Below are 17,533 nucleotides of genomic sequence, written 5' to 3' on the forward strand. Positions count from 1 at the left end.
TTCAGATGAATACTTACCAAACATATGAACCTTCACAAATTCGAGAATTGATTCGCGAAAAAAAGATCACAGGACCAACGGCTGGCTTTGCTGAGGGGTTTGCTCAAGCCAATTTAATGATTGTCAAAAAGGAACTTGCCTTTGATTTTCTTTTATTTTGTCAGCGGAATCCGGCTGCATGTCCCTTGCTTGATGTACTGGACCCAGGTGATCCAGTGCCAAGACGGTCGGCGCCTCAAGCGGATATTCGTAGGGACTTTCCTAAGTACCGTATTTACCGAAAAGGGATTCTTGAAGAAGAGGTTACAGATATCACTGCTTATTGGGAGGATGATATGGTTGCCTTTCTCATTGGATGCAGTTTTACGTTTGAGCACGCGCTTATGCTGAATGACATTCCTGTCCGCCATATTGAAGACGGTCATAACGTACCCATGTATCAAACGAATATAGCTTGTGAAAAAGCAGGAGTCTTTCATGGCCCAATGGTGGTCAGCATGAGACCCATTCCGGCGCATCAGGTCACAAGAAGTGTTCAAGTGACGTCTCGATTTCCATCAGTCCATGGCGGTCCAATTCATATAGGGGACCCAGCGGTGATTGGTATTTCCGATGTGAACCAGCCTGACTTTGGAGAACCATCTGTGATCAAAGAAGGAGAAGTCCCGGTGTTTTGGGCATGTGGTGTGACGCCGCAAGCCATTGTCATGCATACAAAACCCGACATTGCGATCACTCATGCACCCGGGCATATGTTCATCACAGATCGAAGAGATCAAAAGCTCGGTGTACTGTAGAAAGAGAGGTGTCCTCAAGTGGCTTTTTCAACGATAAAAGATTTCATCACCTACCACCCGCTGGGAGATGCAGCGATCGTCATCCAAGCTGGAGCTGACATACATGAGGAGATTCATGCACGTGTTGAGCAGCTGTTTGCATGTATTGAACAGCACCCATTTGAAGGTTATGTAGAAGCGGTTCAAGCCTTTACAAACGTGACTGTTTTTTACGAGCCTTATACCGTTCATCTATCGGCCCAGCTTCAAAAACATGATCTGTCTCCGTACGAATGGGTCAAAGGCTATATTGAACAACTTCTTGAAGACAAATGGCAGGAGGGAGTTCAGGTAAAGCGCCGCATTGTGGACATTCCAGTCTGTTACGGGGGAGCGCTGGGCCCTGATTTAGAAGAGGTTGCCCGTATCAATGGTTTAACGCCAGAGGAAGTCGTGCGTATTCACACTGCCGGTAAGTATCTTGTCTATATGATTGGGTTTGCCCCCGGGTTTCCGTTTTTAGGCGGACTTTCTGAAAAAATTGCAGCTCCGCGCAGACAAACACCAAGAATGTCGATTCCAAAAGGGTCTGTGGGTATTGCGGGAAAGCAGACAGGCGTTTATCCAATTTCCACACCAGGGGGTTGGCAGCTCATTGGACAAACCCCGCTGCCACTTTTTCGCCCAGACGAGGAAATTCCGAGTCTATTGAAAGCAGGGGATGAGGTCAGATTTGTCCAAATGTCTGACAAGGAATTTTTCAGCATGAAGGAGGCAGAGCGTTGAGTATTCATGTCATCAAACCAGGGATGTACACAACCATTCAAGATAAAGGGCGGCAAGGCTATCAAAAGTATGGCGTCTTAACGAGCGGCGGCATGGACCCGCTCTCACTTAGAATCGCCAACATTCTCACTGGCAACCAAGAAAACGAAGCCGTACTGGAAGTCACGTTGATGGGGCCGGGGCCTGTGCTCACATGTGAGAAGGATCAGCTCATTGCAGTCACTGGTGCTGATGTAGAGATTGATATTGACGGAGAGCGGGCACCTTTATGGAAGCCGCTCTTTGTCCGATCAGGAAGCACGATCACCTTTGGTCTTTGTAAGAGAGGCTGCCGCGTTTATCTTGCTGTGGCAGGTGGATTTGATGTGGAGCCACTCATGCAGAGCAAAAGCACTTATGTAAGAGCAGGGATCGGTGGACTGAAAGGACGACCGCTTGAAAAAGGCGACGTTCTGCCCATTGGAGAGCCGTCTATCGTAGCGGATCATTTGTTTGATAGGCTAAAAAATAAAGTGAATCAGTCGGGATACGGCGCTCCAGATTGGACAGTGAGTCACGCTTATTTTTTGCCGCTGCGGAAATCGCCAGTGATTCGTGTGCTGGCAGGCAGGCATTTTTCTCATTTTCAAGAAACATCTCAAACCGCATTTTTTGAGCAGCCTTATCAGGTCACACCCCAATCAGATCGTATGGGCTGCCGGCTGAAGGGGGAGCCGGTTCATTTAAAAGAAAAGCTGGAATTGATCTCAGAAGCTGTCGCCTTTGGATCTATTCAAATCCCACCCGATGGCCAGCCGATTATTCTGCTGGCAGATCGGCAAACGACAGGCGGATACCCGCGTATTGGAGAAGTAGCGACTGTAGATTTGCCGCTTATTGCACAGGCGATGCCTGGAGCAAAGCTGTATTTTGAACAAATAGATCATCGGGATGCAGAGCAGGCGTTATTTAAGCAAGAAGCAGAACTGAGGGAGCTTACCGCAAGAATCAAGCTGGAAGCATTCTCGTTTAGAAAAGGTGAAGAAGATGCAAAACACAAATAAAACGGTTGTGAAATCAATGGAGATTTTGCGGCTGTTTATTGCTCACGATCAATTAACATTAAATGAAATGATCGAGCTATCTGGTATGCCGAAAACATCTGTCCATCGCATGGCGACCTCTTTAGCCGATATGGGGCTGTTAGAAAAGCAAGAAACAGGTGCTTATCGATTAGGCTTAATGTTCCTTGAATACGGTCAGCTTGTGGCGGACCGCCTTGATATTCGGAGGATTGCGAGACCATTTATGGAAAGCTTACGGGATGAAGTGGGAGAAGCTGTACAGCTCATTGTTCGCGAGGGTGACGAAGCCATTTACGTGGAAAAGATAGAAGGTACGCAGCCTGTTCGTCTCTACACCGCCGTCGGTAGACGTTCCCCCCTATATGCGGGTGCCTGTGCGAGAAGTATTCTTTCCTTTTTGCCAGAGAGTGAAAGACTTGCCTATATTGACTCAATTGAGCTGGGGAAGATCGGAATTGGGACTATTACAGATAAAGAGGTTCTAAGAAACATGCTCGAAGAATCAAATGTGCGGGGATATACGCTAAGCTATTCTGAGCTTGAAAACTATACAGCAGCGATTGGAGCTCCTATTTTCAATCATCTGGGGGAAGTGGCAGCAGGTATTAGCATTGCAGGATTTGAAGCGGGCTATCAAAAAGAACGCCTGCCTTACTTAATTCAACAGGTGAAAAAAGCCGCCAGTGATATTTCGAGAGAATTAGGCTTTTCGTCCGAACAAATAAAAAGCCAATGACCGTCAAGATCATTGGCTTTTTTGCGTGCAGTTATTAGAAAGTTTTTCCTAAAGCTTTTGCACGTTCGATTGCATCTGCTTTAATTTGCTCTGCTTTCGCAGGCTCAGCATTGTGACCTTCAACGATAAGACCTTCGAAAGAAGGAATTCCGAAGAAGTTCGCAATTGTACCAAGGTAACGGTGACCTGCTTCAAGTTCAGCAGCAGGACCTTCAGTGTAGTATCCACCACGTGCTTGGATGTGAAGAGCTTTTTTGTCTGTTAATAAACCAACAGGACCTTGCTCAGTGTATTTGAATGTTTTACCAGCTACAGCAACAGAGTCGATGTATGCTTTAAGAACTGGTGGGAATGAGAAGTTCCAAAGTGGTGAAACAAATACATATTTGTCAGCAGAAACGAATTGATCACTTAATTCGTTTAGGCGAGCAACTTTTGCTTGCTCTTCAGCTGAAAGTGTATCGAAGCCAGCACCAGATTGAAGTTTGCCCCAGCCAGCAAATACATCTGCATCAATGTGAGGAATGTTTTCTTTGTACAAATCGATATGTACAACCTCGTCACTTGGGTTTGCTTCCTTATAAGATTCGATAAATGCCTTAGCAGTAGCCATACTGTAAGAAACTGTTTCATCATGCGGATGTGCAGTGATGTATAAAACTTTTGCCATGTTCATTCAATCCTTTCTGTTTCGGTTATTTTTTTAGCGTATCCCAAAGGTACGCTGAATATGTGGCATCTTTAATCATATTGGAATGCTATGAAAAAGATGTAACAAGCACAGTTACATAAAAACTGATATTTTCATTGTAATCACATTGTAGTTTGAAGTCAAGATATAAAGTCTCGAAATCAAGATAAAAAGTTTGTAAATTTTTCTGGAACGCATAAACACGCAGATTTCAGCGCAAAAAACCTACTCTTATTGAACAAAAAATCGTTCAATACCGCAAGTAAAGAGTTTGTAAAGGCGCTCCAGCTCAAAAAAAGATGGATGCCCCTAAGTCATCTGCTACAAGCATCTGTTCTCCAAATTCGTATATATAAGAGAAGGCAGGAGAGAGTGAGGGATAAGAGTGGGACGATCCTATGTTGCGATTGGAGATTCCTTAACAGTTGGGGTGGGGGCACGTTTATTTGGCGGAGGATTTACTCAGCGGTTTCGATGGCTGCTTGAAAAAAAGACGCATGCACCGGTCGAGCTGTCTGTATTTGCAAAGTCAGGGTTAACGACCGATCAGATTTTACAGCTCTTCAAACGGTCTGAGGTGAGACGTGCCATTGCAGCTGCTGACATCATCACCATCACAGGCTGTGGGAATGACCTTGTTCAAGCTGTTCAGCAGTATGAAGAAGGTGAAGATGAAAAGAAACTGCTGCAAGCGGTCATGCATTGCCAGGCGAATTTTAGCAAGATGATTCACGAAATTGCTCAGATCAAAAGAGGGCAGCATGAGCCCTATTGCGTATATCTCATGAATTTATATAATCCTTTTCCACAAATACCAATAGCCGGGCGTTGGCTTCAGCAATATAATCAACAACTTCGTTTGCTTGCTGCGAATCCGCATGTAGAAGTTGTGGATGTGTATCGCGCGTTTGAAGGACATGAAAGAGCTTACTTATCGATTGATCAATTTCACCCGAATCCTAAGGGGTATGATGCAATGGCAGAAGCATTGTATCAACAATATTGTAAACAGCTGTAATCCGGTGGGATTGCAGTTTTTTTCATCCTTTTCAATAAATGACGGTTTCGATATGATAAAAGAAACGAAGGCGAAAGAGGTGTGCAGGCATGGAGGAGATCAATGCGTTTTTTCAAAAAACGACAGGAACGGCTTATGAAGTAGGAAAACAGCAGGCTCTCTGGCTGAAGGAGAACCCGCTGCTGCAGACACAATATATTCGAACAGAACCGGTAACACAACAGGCTGTGAAGGAAACGAAGCAGCTGATCCGTCCTTTTCTTCCTCAATTAGATGAAGAGATTGCTGGGTTTTGTGATGAAATGCAATTAGATGAGCGTTATTTGCCCTTTTTCTATTCATCGCATCTTCAGCCAGGCTGTTCCCATTGTGTGAGGCAGGGGAATATGGCAGCCGGTCAACAAACGGTCATGCTTCGTAACTATGATTTCTCCCCGATTTTTGATGATATGCGTCTTGTGACGACACATGTAAAAGAATCGGCATGTCATACAGGTTCGTCGCTGCTGTTGTTTGGCAGATCTGATGGAATGAATGAGCATGGTCTTGCTGTGACTTTCTCCGCTTGCGGTCCGCCGGTTGGCAATGAACCCGGTTTAAAGCCTCCAGCAGTCGCCGGTTTGCAGGTGTATCATGTGATTCGCTCTGTTCTGGAATCCTGCCAAACGGTCGAGGAAGCCATTCGCTCAATCCAGGAAATGCCCGTTGCCTCAAATGTTCATATCATGCTTGCGGATCGAAAAGGAGAGGCGGCTGTGATTGAAATCATCGATGGTCAAAAAAGGGTGAGAAGACCGGAGACAGGTTATATTGCCGCAACGAATCATCCGGTAGCTGATCAAACAGTAAAAGGGATGACCAAACATCATTCTATTGTCAGATACGATATGTTAATGGAGGCTTTAAAAGAACAACGATCAAATGATTCTCTTGTGAAGCTGTTTCAGACAGAATATCCTGATGGTCTAACTGTGCACAATTATGAAGAGCTGTTTGGAACGATGCGAACCGTCATGTTCCGTCCGGAAGAAGGCACAATCGATTATTGCTTTGGCTCTCCAGTGTACAATCCGACTTATTCTTTAAAAGCTGGGGGTTCACTGCCTTTCCATGAACAAAAGGTTCAATTTCATCAAAAGGATTATGGACCGTCATTTTGGAGGAGTGTCTAATGATCCCTTGTTTATATTTTGTCACAGTCGCTGTGCCAAATTCAGATCAACTTAAGATTGCATCGCTCGTTGAAAGCGTTTTATATTAAGGTGTGACAATAGACCTATTTATACAGAAGGAGGCATTTCATGTACATAACGGCACGAGAACAGAAAGTCATTAAATACATCATTCAGCAAAATCGTTATGTCACCATTCGTGAGATAGCCGATTCTGTTCAGGTGAGTACAAGAACGATCCATAGAGAACTAAAATCTATTAAACCAATTTTGAAAGATTATCATCTTTCATTAGATAAACAGCCGGGAAAAGGCTTAAAGGCAGTTGGCGAACAGGAGGATAAACAGCGGCTTCTTGCTCATATGTCAAGTGAGGATCAAATTGAATACAGCTCGGACGAACGAAAGCTCTTAATCCTATGTGCGCTGCTTGAAGCGAAGGAACCGGTGAAATTGTACACCCTCGCAGCTGACTTGCAGGTAACAAATGCGACGATTAGCTATGATTTAGATGAACTGACGGAGTGGATTGCTCCATACGGTTTGCAGCTTATCCGCAAGCGCGGGTACGGCATTGAATTAAAAGGGCCGGAGGAAGCAAAACGGAAAATTGTCGGCAATCTCATTGTCGACCGGCTCGACATTCAATTGTTTTTAGAAACGATTGAAATGAATATCAAACATCGAACGAAAGCGACGGAAAAGGTGTTTGGCGTTGTCAGCAGAGGACAGCTGCTTAAGGTAGAAAGACTGCTCTTTCATTTGAAGGATCGGCTGTCACTCTCCTTATCTGATAGTGCCTATATTGCACTTGTTGTTCACTTGACCTATGCCATCGAACGTATTCAGCTTGGGGAAACCATTCGAATGGAAGAGGAAGAGCTGCTGGAATTAAAGCGGACGAAGGAGTTTGAATCATCACTCCGAATGGCAAGAGCGCTTGAACGCATGTTTAATGTGGAGATCCCTGAAGCGGAGGTCGGATATATGACCATCCACCTTCGCAGTGCAAATCGCAGCTTTGGGGCAGAATACCGTATTGATGAAATCGAGCTGGATATCGCGCTGAGAACGAAAAAGCTCATTGATTTTATTTCAAATAAAACCGGCTATCATCTCAATGAAAATGATTCATTGTATGAGGGACTCGTGTCTCATCTCGAACCTGCCATGAACCGTCTAAAGGAAAAGATGAGAATCTATAATCCGCTCACACAACAAATTAAAAAAGACTACTTTTTGCTGTTTATGGCGATTGAAGAAGGAGTCGATCGCTTCTTTCCTGAGATTGAATTTCCAGAGGATGAAATCGCCTTTATTGTGCTTCACTTTGGTTCAGTGCTTGAAATCAAAAAAGAAGAAATAAAAATTCATGCGCTGGTTGTTTGCTCAAGCGGAATCGGTTCCTCAAAAATGCTCGCCTCCCGGTTGAAAAAAGAATTGCCGGAGATCGCCAAATTCGATCTATCCTCTTTGATGGAGCTAAAGGAAATCGATGCATCGAGCTATGACATGATTGTTTCGACCGTTCCGATACCATATGAGCATATCGATTACATTATGGTCAGCCCCCTCCTAAACGAGGATGATGCCATGCGTGTGAAGGCTCATATTAAACGGAAGATTCCTTATATCATCGAGAAAAAAAGAACAAAAGAATCTCCCAAAGAATTAGTGCAAGAAACCGTTAATATGATGACGGTTGCAGAGCAGGTGACGAATTATATGTTTGTGATTCGCAGCATCCTGTCCCGTTTTACCATTGAAAAAAGAAAGACGATGCCGAAGCATGATGAAACCATCAGTCAGCTGCTTCGTCAGCTTGAAGAGGAAGGGCTTATCATACATGCAGATGATGTGGCGAGCGGCCTTTTGGAACGTGAACAGCAAGGCGGCTTAGGCATACCTGGTACTGAATTTGCTCTTTATCATTTAAAGCATGCATTCATCAAGGAACCAATCTTTCATATTTATGATCTTGATCAAGCATACGAGGTTAAAAGCATGGATGGCGGGCAGCAGCAGATGTCACGAATGCTCATGATGCTGGCGCCGCAAGAGCTTGGCAAGGAAGGGTCAGAAATGTTTAGTCTGATCAGTTCATCCATCATTGAAAGTGAAGAAAGCATGGCGCTTTATGGACAAGGGACAAAGGAAGACATTGAACAGAAATTACATCAGCTTTTCTATCAATTTGTCAAAGAGGCAAAGTGGTAAGTAAGAAAAAGGCCGAGAGCTTAGTCGCTTCTCGGCTTTTTTGCTGTGACACAGACAGCAAGGGTAGGACGAATTTCTTCATACTCAATAGAAAATGGGTCAAACCCTGCAAACTGCATGTCATTTAATATGCTTTCACCCATCTCTTTTGTCCGGTTGGCGTCAGCTCCTTTTTCTCTTGGCTGCATGACAATAACGAGTGTTCCGCCTGGTTTCAAGGTGTGGTAAAGATTGAGTAAGCCCGTCTTTGGATCATCCCAAATTGTAAAATTGTTAACAGACAGCACTTTGTCATACTGCTCTCCGGGAAGGCGTGTTTTCTCGATTTTTCCGACATACAATCGGACCTGTTTGTCTTTTGCTCGTTTGCTGACGCGGGACTGTGCTTGCTCCTGCATGGTTGAAGAAGCATCCAGCCCATCAATGTGAAGATCTTGATAATGCTTGAGCATATGTTTGATGCTGTAGCCGGGTCCATAGCCAATCTCCAAAATGTTTTCACCATCTGTCAGATCTAAGTGGCGGATGGCCCACTGATTCAATGATTTATTTTCATTTGCCATAATGAATCCAGCGATGCTTCCGAGCCAGCCTTTTGGTCTGCTAAAAGTTTTTGAAATGGTAGACAGCATGTGAGAACGCTCCTTTTTGATGATCATGTAACCGATTTTTCTCCTATTCAAACATGTTGATTTTCGGGAACACATCTGTACAGCTTCATGATGTTTGAGTGGAAAAATGAGGTGGTAATGAAAGGATACATCAACAAATCAAGGAGGAGCTTACACATGGATTTACGTGAATATTTAACAAATGGCATTCCGCGCCAAACGCAGGATCAGCAGCCAGGCAGTGAAAGAGAAATGAATCCAGCGCCGATCTTTGAGGATGAATCATATCAAGGTTCTGGCAAGCTAAAAGGAAAAGTGGCACTGATTACAGGCGGAGATAGTGGAATCGGACGGGCAGTATCTGTTGCCTATGCAAAAGAAGGAGCACATGTCGCCATTGTGTATTTAAATGAACATGAGGATGCAGAAGATACGCAAAAACGTGTAGAACAGGAAGGCGTCAAATGCTTAACGATTGCAGGAGATGTCGGTGACGAAGCCTTTTGCGAGAAAGCAGTAGAAAAAACAGTTGAAGCCTTTGGACAATTAGATATTTTAGTAAATAATGCGGCTGAACAGCATCCGCAAGAACGTATTCAAGATATTTCAAGTGAACAGCTTCACCAAACCTTTAGAACCAACTTCTATTCCTATTTCTATTTTACGAAAAAGGCACTGGATTATTTAAAACCGGGAAGCTCCATTATTAACACAACATCAATTAACCCATATCGAGGTAACCCAGTGCTGATTGATTATACGGCGACAAAAGGAGCAATTAACGGCTTTACGCGTTCTATGGCACAATCACTTGTGAAAGATGGGATTCGGGTAAACGGTGTAGCGCCAGGTCCAATTTGGACACCGCTCATTCCATCTACATTTGATGAAGACAGTGTGGAAAGCTTCGGGGCAGAAACCCCGATGGGAAGACCAGGACAGCCTGTAGAGCATGTCGGCTGCTTTGTGCTGCTGGCTTCTGACGAATCGTCTTATATGACAGGACAGACACTTCACGTCAATGGCGGTTCCTTTATGAATACATGATCTACGCGGCACCGCCCAGCTTTGATTGGGCGGTGTTTTTAGTATTTCTTGCGATTCTTTTGCACAGATGTGACAGACCATACGATAATGCCCACAACAACTGCCGCAATGACAAGTGAACTCAAATGGAACATCGTTTCATGATGCATGTTCAACTTCTCCCTTCATTGAACCTGTTTTCTATAGCATCAGCCAGAAGGTCTCTTTTTATGAAAAACACATTTCTTTGTTTAATGAATGGGCCGTCGTGGAAACCTAAGAATACGGATGAAATTTTGAAGGAGTGAAATGATATGTCTCAAGAAGAATTAAAACAGAAGGTATTAAACCTATTAGATGAACAAAAGGTCGGAACATTGGCGACTGTTGAACAGGATAAGCCGCATACTCGCTACATGACGTTTTTCCATGAAGATCTGACGTTATATACACCAACGAGTAAAGAAACACATAAAGCAGATGAAATTGAAAAAAATCCAAATGTTCATATTCTCATTGGATATTCAGGCGAAGGATTTGGTGATACTTATGCAGAAATTGCAGGTACCGCAACATTAACCGATGATCCGGAACTGATCGACCGCCTTTGGTCTGATGAGATGGAGAAATGGTTTAAAGGAAAAGATGACCCGAATCTAGTGATTCTGAAAATTGATCCAACCTCCATTCGTTATATGAATGAAGGAAGCCGTACACCAGCAGAATTATCACTTTAACACTTGCGTAATCAGGGGGAATGTGTTATAGTTTGATATTAAGTGTTGAAATAAGCAAATAAATAAAGAAAGTAAACTTTCTTTTTTCTATGACACAATGAGAAGCAATAGAGCTTCTACTTGATAAGAACGAGACGCTGTCAAAGCGAACAAACTTATTCTTTTCCTTCTGCACCCGCCCCCCTATATAAGCGGAAGAATGGAAAAAAGACGTTTTGATTTACAATTCACACTGGCACGGCTTCGGAGCCGTAAGGACGAATGAGAGGTAGGGCTTTCGTTGTCTTGTTATCCAGAACTTCCATGGCGTTTACTTTCAAACGTAGGTTCACTCGGAACACATATGACACACTGATATGATCGAATCTTAATTCATACACTCCGTAACGGAGATTAAACATTGATTATTTATTTGCATGAAAAGAGTAAGCAACAGGCTGCCATCTATTTGGCAGCCTTTTTCATTTGGTCAAACAAGAGGACCCCAAAACCAACGAGCCCAAGAAAAGGGAAGATGAAGATACAAACCAATCGCATAGCGTCCGCTCCAAAAGGGTTCGATACTAGCAGCAGACCGATGAATGCACAGATGATCAGAGTGAATAAAGCGGGCTTCATGATCATTTTCTTTGCCCTTTCTTCTGATACCGCCAAATCCGTTCAATAAAAAAGAACATCACTGCAAACAAAATAGAAAACATGAACATATCCAGCAGTGTCACGCCTCTATTTGGGTGCACAAGACCAAACCAAACGAATTGCAGAACAAAAGAGATCGCAAAATATAGAATTAATTTTTTCATCTTTTTCCTCTTTTCACTTATTTTTTTGACCCTTAAGCCACATCAGCCAAATGATGAAGGAACCTATCACACATGAGAGCAAAGTGCTAGGCGGCAAGGTGTGCCAGCTAGTCAGCCCCTTTACAAAACACATATAAAAAAAGAAAATGGAAATGGATACGAGTACCCATTGCTTGAACCAGCGAGGGACACGCAGCCACGCCGCTAGAATGATTGATGATAGCTTATCCAATGAGAGAACTCCTTTTTTGAATCTGATTGGATTTTATCGTAAACAACAAAGTTTGTAAAATATGGATTTCAGAGGCTTTGATGGTATTCTTCTAGCGTGAAACATTTTCGCTGTACTGACGTATAAGTTAAAGGAACCTCATGAAAGGAAGCGATCAAGTGAAAAGAATACCAGTCATCTTCCTCAGATATATTGTCTTCTTTATTCCAGCAATCATTCTCAGTGTCTTGGTGTGGAATCATTATCAAGATGATTTGTCAGATGGGAAAGTAACAGAGAATAACGTCAAAGGAATGTTCACATTTGATGAAGGCAAACGAGTGGTGAGTGCTGTATCAAAAGACCAGCAGCTCCATTTTGCAATGGTTGATCCTCAATCAGGAAAAAGAATGAGTGAATGGACCACAGAAAGTGATTCGTTTAATGAAATGCTGCCATCCATTCAAGGAAACAATCTCTTGCTGGCTTTAAAAAATAAAGACGGGCAGCTGTTGATTGAGAAATTAACACCAAGCGGAGAAAAGAAAGAGCTCGTTCAAAATAACCTGCAGATTCCCTCATTTTTAAAAACGAATACATACCAATGGAATGGACGACTTGTATTTACAGGAGAAATGGACGGTGCCGCTGCAGTCATCGGTGAGCTAAAGAACGGTCAGTTTCATATGCATAATCTGAACGAGCTAAAGCTGCCAGCAAGACCCGTCTCCATGGATGTTGTCATGAATTCCTTTAGAGGACAGACGCCAATTCCTATATTTGAAGTAACTTTGAAAAATGACCAGAAGGCGTATGTCAGCGGAATCTCAAACGAGAAGCATCAGCTTGGGGTTTATGTCTCCAAAAACGCTGAACCGTTCAGCCTTGTGGAAGATACAGTTGAGCAGAGGCTGCAAAAAACGATCGGATCATCACAAAACTTTGCTGTCGCCGTGGAATCGGAATATCCAAAAAGGGCAAGGAAAGTGAATGCAGAAGGAAGACTTGGAGAAGTCGTTCCAACACCAAAACCAATTTACCAAACGTATGTGTACCAGCTTAATGAGGAAGAAGTGTTGATTGCAGGCTCTACAGCAAAGGACGAAGCAAAAGGCAAACTGACTGGTTATATTTATAACCATCGCACGAATAAGGCGACGTCTGCCAGCAAGCTTTTGCAGTCGCTTTCATATGAATCTTTACAAAGAGAAGGGCTCTCTTTCAATAAAAATGTGAAGAGCGATTGGCTCTATTATTCATTTGACAATCAATTAACGGGTGCATTTGAGACGAAAAGCAAAGAGCTAAAGGAATTTCCTTTGCAAAAGGTCATCTCAATTGAAAACGCCAGTCCAGCCCACCAAACGTCTGTTGATACCTTTATGCAATATGTAATGAAGGGCGGACCGCTCATTCTCAACTGGGCGATATGGATCTTGATCCCACTGTTATTATTTGTGCTAGCGATCTTCCTGCCGCCGATTTTGAGACTGGTGAGAAGAAACAAGATAAAGGACAGTGTCACATTACAAGCCTATATTGTGTCCGTGAAAGAAACGGGCACCTATATCAACGAACAGCCAGTTGTCAGCATGCGGCTTCAATTTGAATATGAGGGGCAAAGTATAGAAAAGACGGTTAAAACGGTTGTATCCTACACCCAGATACCACAGCCAGGCCAGCCTATTGCCATTCACTATGATCCGAAGAAGCAAAAGGCAATGCTTTTAAAAGAGGGTGACGTCTCGCAGCCAAGTGAGCCAAAGTTCATCAAAGGCGCTGTTTTAAGAAATATAGAATCATATGGAACCGTAGGACGGGGCACCGTCTTATCACTCACATTTGAATTAGATCAGAAAACGTATATCATTCCGATGATTCAAGCCGCTGGTTTTGAATTTAGAACAGGAGAAAAAGCCGATCTCGTCGACATCAATGGCCAGCTGAAAATGGCTGCCTATGGCTATGAAGTTCGGAATCGATCGGGGAAAGATATAACGTTAACTGGAACCATCCAGCGTGTGAAGCAATATCCAATTGCCATCCATGAACAAAAGCCTATTCAGCTGGATGTGACAGTGTCAAACGGAGATCAGTCCATTACCAAAACGGTCAGCCAGTTTATCCCTGATCATATGCAGGTCGCAGTGGGCACTCAAATCACGATCCAGACAAAGAAAGAAGAGCTGGATAGAGAAATGAGCCTTATGCAAGAGAAACAAGGAAGTGCAAAAGTGACCAATGTCGAATTTGCTGGCGTCATCGGCAATCTGCCGTTAGCAATCATTCAAGTTGAGAGAAATGGCATGATGTATGAAGTGAAACAGCCAATCGATCCAATCACCAGTGTCTTGCCTGGTGATGAATTATGGGTGGCATATCACGATATGACGCGTCAAGCAGCCATTGTGAAATATGCATCAATATAAAAAAGCGTTCCTTTTAGGAACGCTTCAGCGTGTAGACAAACCCTCGCATTCGTTGTCAGGTCTGCGCTTCGGTGCTCACGAATGTCAAATTTGCTCCGCAAAGGTAGCCGTCCTTCCTAGACTGCAAAGGTTTTCTATCACGCTGAAAAGAAGACAAAGGGCTAAAATCAAAATCATTTTAGCCCTTTGTCAACAATCTGAAGCGTTCCTTTTAGGAACGCTTTTTCTATTAAGCTTTTGTATCATATTGGCGGAGCACCTTATCGTAGGCGAAATTGCCGAAAGGAATGAATGCCGCAAAAAAACCGGCGATGGACCATTTCAAATGCCAGCGAACTTTAAATGTCACATATGCCAAAATGAGCATATAGATGACAAACAATGCGCCGTGAAGAGAGCCTACAATGGTGACTGCCATCGGAATATCCGCAAAATATTTTAGAGGCATGGCAATTAAAAGAAGGGTTAAAAGAGACATACCCTCAATAAAACCCGCCTGTCGCAGACGGCTAATACTTGTATGCATATACAAATCCTCCTGTATAAAAGCTAGTTTCTCATCTTCTAATATAAACGAAAGATCGTCTGGACATGCTGAAATCTACGAAAAATTCAAAATATGTTCATGGATTGCTTAAAAAATGGGAAAAGTCCTTTACTGTTTGTTTGTTTCAGAGAGTACTTGCTTTAAGTGCATCACATCATGTAATAAATGCTCAGTCATTGCTTGAACCGCTTCTGTGGAGCGGCGCTTTTTTATTTCAGAATAGATCGCTGCATGCTCTCTTTGAATGGTTTCAGCACGAGCCCCGCCGCTAAAATGGAAAATGCGGCAATAGTGAATGAGTGCATTCACGTGATTCAATTGTTTGGATAAACGGTCATTGTGACTCGCCAAAATGATTTTTTGATGAAAGGATTCATGTAACTGGACGATCTCTTTAGATGGCAGCTCCTGCTTGATCGCTTCGTCCGCCTCCGTGAGAACCTGCTCAATTTCATCCATTTCTCTTTGCGTGGCTTCCTTACAGGCAAGCTCAACAGCAAGTGTTTCTAAGGCCACCCGAATTTGATAGAGCTCCTCGACATCTTTTTCTGTTAACGTATAGACTGAATAGCCTGATCGATGATCCGCGATTAAAAGCTCGTCTTTTTCTAACAGCCTCATCGCCTCTCTTACAGGTGAACGGCTTACGCCAAATTGCTTGGCAAGCTGTGTTTCATTGATGCGCTCTCCTGGCTGAAACTGGCCATCAAAAATCATTTGCTTCAGCTGTTCATAAAATTGCATGTGATACGGTGTTGGTCTTTCCATCTCGAATGAATTCATCCCATCATTCCCTCTTTTGTACATCATCTTTTGTCTCATGTTATCCAAGTTTTTCCCTCTAGGCAAGCCTGCATCGAAAAGTCAATATCGTACAATCCAAGAGAAAAAGGGTGTGCTACACTAATGATGAGTTCAGTGAAAAGAGGGGATCGACATGAGAACATTAGAGGAACGAACAGTCCATTTTGACCAGGACTTGCAAATAGAGGCGTATCGCTTTCATGCCATCATCAAAAAGTTCCCAAAACATTTTCATACATACTATGTGATTGGATTTATTGAAGGCGGTCAAAGACGTATGTTCTGCCAAAATCAAGAATACATCATTGGAAAAGGAGATATCCTTCTTTTCAATCCGTACGATAATCACGGATGTGAACAATTTGATCACAAGCCGCTAGATTATCGCAGCTTAAATATTGAACCAGAGTTGCTGGAGAAGATCTTTCAGCACAAGCCGCATTTTAAAGCCCCTGTGGTTTCACAAAGTGAACTAGCAAAGCAATTATATGATCTTCATCAAATGATCACAGAAGAAGCTCCTGCTTTGAATAAACAGGAAGCCTTTTACTTTTTGATGAAGCAGTTGATCGAAACCTATTCTGATATACCAGAGGAAAAAGCATCAGCAGCCAATGCCAATGCCAATGAACAAAAAGTCCAAGACGTACAGCAATATATTGAAACACATCTCACGGAAAATATATCGTTAGATGACTTAGGTGAGCTCGTGTCCATGAACAAATATTCATTGCTGCGTGCTTTTACAAAGTTCAGAGGAATTACGCCGTATCGTTATTTACAGACAATCAGGGTGAACTATGCGAAGGAGCTTCTCGCCCAAGGAATGAAGCCAATAGATGTAGCTGCTGCCGCTGGATTTTCTGATCAAAGTCATTTGACTCATTTCTTTTCGGAATTTATTGGGCTTACGCCAGGGCAGTATCAGCAAATTTTTGAAAAGCAGGTAACAGCAAAATGAAAAATAAACAGCTTCTTGGTCATCTAGCAGCCATGTTCACCATTTTTTTATGGGGATCTACCTTTATATCAACCAAAATATTATTAACGGCTTTTTCTCCAACAGAGATTTTATTTTTTCGTTTTTTCCTTGGGTACCTTACCCTGATGATCATTTATCCAGTCACCATGAAGGTACAGCGTAGAAAGCATGAAGGGATGTTTGCGCTCGCAGGGTTATGCGGTGTGGTCTTATACTATTTTTTGGAAAATGTTGCACTTACCTATACGTTCGCTTCGAATGCAGGTGTCATCAGCTCCGTTGTCCCATTTTTCTCTTTTCTATTGTCTTATTTTTTATTAAAAGATGAGCCGCTGCACAGCCGCTTTTTCATAGGCTTTTTCATCGCGATGATAGGAATTGTACTGATTAGCTTTAATGGGATGACGACGTTCCAATTGAATCCGCTCGGTGATGCTTTAGCATTTATGGCTACCATCGTCTGGGCATTTTATTCCATTTTATCGAAAATGATCAATCAATATGGCTACCATATTATTCAGGTGACAAGACGTGTCTTCTTTTACGGGCTGCTATGGATGATTCCGCTGATCTGGCATTTTAAGATTCGTTTAGACTGGGAGCGGTTCACGAATCCATCGTTTGCCTTCCACTTGCTGTTTTTAGGCGTCTTTGCATCAGCTATTTGTTTTCTGACATGGAGCTTTTCCGTGAAGACGATCGGTGTGGTGAAATCAAGTGTGTATATTTATGGAGTGCCCATTATCACGATGATCATTTCAATGATCGTTCTTCACGAGAGTCTGACCTTCATGTCGGCACTAGGAACGGTACTGACCTTAGGAGGTTTGCTGCTTTCAGATAAAAAAGGTGCGGGAAGAAAGAAACAGAAGTCCCCGATACTGGTGCAGGATAAAAAGGCGCTTTGATCAAAAAGCGTCTTT

Annotated in this window: 17 protein-coding genes; 12 read left to right on the top strand and 5 right to left on the bottom strand. The window is 43.0% G+C overall.

Features of this window, described 5'->3' with window-relative positions; genetic code table 11:
* The first annotated feature begins 5 nt into the window (after positions 1 to 5).
* Genes NST59_RS02275 through NST59_RS02290 form a run of 4 tightly spaced genes read left to right on the top strand, consistent with a single transcriptional unit; the run spans position 6 to position 3,362 of the window.
* Positions 6 to 797 carry a putative hydro-lyase gene (locus NST59_RS02275; RefSeq protein WP_216431094.1) on the top strand — a complete coding sequence of 264 codons (792 nt, stop codon included), beginning with the start codon at positions 6 to 8 and terminating at the stop codon, positions 795 to 797.
* A gap of 18 nt (positions 798 to 815) precedes the next feature.
* A complete protein-coding gene (gene pxpB / locus NST59_RS02280; RefSeq protein WP_341039929.1) occupies positions 816 to 1,562 on the top strand; it encodes a 5-oxoprolinase subunit PxpB in 747 nt (248 codons plus the stop codon).
* On the top strand, positions 1,559 to 2,605 hold the full coding sequence (locus NST59_RS02285) for a 5-oxoprolinase subunit C family protein (protein ID WP_341039931.1): 1,047 nt from the start codon (positions 1,559 to 1,561) through the stop codon (positions 2,603 to 2,605). Before pxpB ends, NST59_RS02285 begins: the two co-directional genes overlap by 4 nt.
* Entirely contained in the window at positions 2,589 to 3,362 is a 774-nt protein-coding gene (locus NST59_RS02290; protein ID WP_216431091.1) for an IclR family transcriptional regulator, read from the top strand. Before NST59_RS02285 ends, NST59_RS02290 begins: the two co-directional genes overlap by 17 nt.
* 34 nt (positions 3,363 to 3,396) lie before the next feature.
* On the opposite strand, the gene NST59_RS02295 is transcribed toward NST59_RS02290, so the two are convergent.
* A complete protein-coding gene (locus tag NST59_RS02295; protein ID WP_024720223.1) occupies positions 3,397 to 4,032 on the bottom strand; it encodes an FMN-dependent NADH-azoreductase in 636 nt (211 codons plus the stop codon).
* Between the two features lie 406 nt (positions 4,033 to 4,438).
* Between NST59_RS02295 and NST59_RS02300 the strand changes: the two genes are divergently transcribed.
* From NST59_RS02300 to NST59_RS02310, 3 genes are all read left to right on the top strand, one after another.
* Entirely contained in the window at positions 4,439 to 5,071 is a 633-nt protein-coding gene (locus tag NST59_RS02300; RefSeq protein WP_341039934.1) for a GDSL-type esterase/lipase family protein, read from the top strand.
* An 89-nt stretch (positions 5,072 to 5,160) separates the two neighbouring features.
* Entirely contained in the window at positions 5,161 to 6,243 is a 1,083-nt protein-coding gene (locus tag NST59_RS02305) for a C45 family autoproteolytic acyltransferase/hydolase (protein WP_144490741.1), read from the top strand.
* Between the two features lie 129 nt (positions 6,244 to 6,372).
* On the top strand, positions 6,373 to 8,460 hold the full coding sequence (locus tag NST59_RS02310) for a BglG family transcription antiterminator (RefSeq protein ID WP_144490742.1): 2,088 nt from the start codon (positions 6,373 to 6,375) through the stop codon (positions 8,458 to 8,460).
* A gap of 20 nt (positions 8,461 to 8,480) precedes the next feature.
* On the opposite strand, the gene NST59_RS02315 is transcribed toward NST59_RS02310, so the two are convergent.
* Entirely contained in the window at positions 8,481 to 9,119 is a 639-nt protein-coding gene (locus tag NST59_RS02315; RefSeq protein ID WP_228280297.1) for a class I SAM-dependent methyltransferase, read from the bottom strand.
* 129 nt (positions 9,120 to 9,248) lie between these two features.
* Between NST59_RS02315 and NST59_RS02320 the strand changes: the two genes are divergently transcribed.
* The gene (locus NST59_RS02320) at positions 9,249 to 10,118 is read left to right on the top strand and encodes an SDR family oxidoreductase (protein WP_024425561.1); all 870 of its coding nucleotides are present in this window, start codon (positions 9,249 to 9,251) and stop codon (positions 10,116 to 10,118) included.
* A 293-nt stretch (positions 10,119 to 10,411) separates the two neighbouring features.
* Positions 10,412 to 10,834: a pyridoxamine 5'-phosphate oxidase family protein gene (locus NST59_RS02325; protein WP_039176603.1), complete on the top strand. Its 423-nt coding sequence runs from the start codon at positions 10,412 to 10,414 to the stop codon at positions 10,832 to 10,834.
* 620 nt (positions 10,835 to 11,454) lie between these two features.
* On the opposite strand, the gene NST59_RS02330 is transcribed toward NST59_RS02325, so the two are convergent.
* Entirely contained in the window at positions 11,455 to 11,637 is a 183-nt protein-coding gene (locus NST59_RS02330) for a hypothetical protein (RefSeq protein ID WP_041089145.1), read from the bottom strand.
* A 390-nt stretch (positions 11,638 to 12,027) separates the two neighbouring features.
* Here NST59_RS02330 and NST59_RS02335 point away from each other — a divergent pair, with 390 nt between their 5' ends.
* The gene (locus tag NST59_RS02335) at positions 12,028 to 14,277 is read left to right on the top strand and encodes a hypothetical protein (RefSeq protein ID WP_341039939.1); all 2,250 of its coding nucleotides are present in this window, start codon (positions 12,028 to 12,030) and stop codon (positions 14,275 to 14,277) included.
* A 229-nt stretch (positions 14,278 to 14,506) separates the two neighbouring features.
* Here the strand turns inward: NST59_RS02335 and NST59_RS02340 are convergent, their stop codons facing one another.
* Both NST59_RS02340 and NST59_RS02345 read right to left on the bottom strand, forming a co-directional pair.
* Positions 14,507 to 14,803, bottom strand: coding sequence for a DUF3817 domain-containing protein (locus NST59_RS02340; protein WP_008347156.1), 297 nt, complete (start codon positions 14,801 to 14,803; stop codon positions 14,507 to 14,509).
* Positions 14,804 to 14,932: 129 nt separating this feature from the next.
* Positions 14,933 to 15,607, bottom strand: a complete 675-nt coding sequence (locus NST59_RS02345) for a GntR family transcriptional regulator (RefSeq protein ID WP_039182989.1) — start codon at positions 15,605 to 15,607, stop codon at positions 14,933 to 14,935.
* A 154-nt stretch (positions 15,608 to 15,761) separates the two neighbouring features.
* Here NST59_RS02345 and NST59_RS02350 point away from each other — a divergent pair, with 154 nt between their 5' ends.
* Together NST59_RS02350 and NST59_RS02355 are read left to right on the top strand one after the other, a co-directional pair.
* Complete coding sequence (locus NST59_RS02350; RefSeq protein WP_058837355.1) at positions 15,762 to 16,589, top strand: AraC family ligand binding domain-containing protein; 828 nt, start codon at positions 15,762 to 15,764, stop codon at positions 16,587 to 16,589.
* Positions 16,586 to 17,518, top strand: coding sequence for a DMT family transporter (locus NST59_RS02355; protein ID WP_058837356.1), 933 nt, complete (start codon positions 16,586 to 16,588; stop codon positions 17,516 to 17,518). Before NST59_RS02350 ends, NST59_RS02355 begins: the two co-directional genes overlap by 4 nt.
* Positions 17,519 to 17,533: the final 15 nt, after the last annotated feature.

The organism is Bacillus sp. FSL R5-0439, from assembly GCF_038008805.1.
GTDB lineage: Bacteria > Bacillota > Bacilli > Bacillales > Bacillaceae > Bacillus > Bacillus safensis.